1 protein-coding gene is annotated in these 450 nt (G+C 44.2%); it reads left to right on the forward strand.

Annotation, left to right across the window (positions count from 1 at the left end):
* Positions 1–223: 223 nt before the first annotated feature.
* Positions 224–450 (forward strand): hypothetical protein (locus tag BP727_RS09850; RefSeq protein ID WP_286858605.1); only part of this gene is annotated, 227 nt, incomplete at its 3' end.

Below are 450 nucleotides of genomic sequence, written 5' to 3' on the forward strand. Positions count from 1 at the left end.
CAGGCCATATGATCAGATCATGATCTAGAGAGGAATAACGCAATCCTCCAGCGTTATCTTCAGAGATCCAGAAGAAAACGGATATGAATTATTATGATCTTTTCTTAAATAGCTTTAAACTTAAAACATAGATATTTATGGTTTGGCTCTGGCAAAAAGGGCCAAGCTTAAATAAGTGGAGATTTGGACAGCCCATAAACCGTGGTTCAAGAGAGTGGGAATAATGCTCAGCGTGGAGAGAACAAATAATAAAGGAGAGGTCGAGGTAGCGATCTGTCCGTTGTGCAACTTGCAGGTGGAATTCATGGGCGCACCAATGGTCAGGTGTTATACCACTGGGGAGACCTATGAGCAGGATGAGATCGTGTGGACTCCCAAATCCAGGGTCTCCAAGAGGACAGGGTATGATGCAGAGAACATAAGAGGAAATGGTGTAGAGGACTTCCTGCC

The organism is Methanosaeta sp. UBA356 (assembly GCF_002496465.1).
In the GTDB taxonomy this organism is placed as follows: domain Archaea; phylum Halobacteriota; class Methanosarcinia; order Methanotrichales; family Methanotrichaceae; genus Methanothrix; species Methanothrix soehngenii.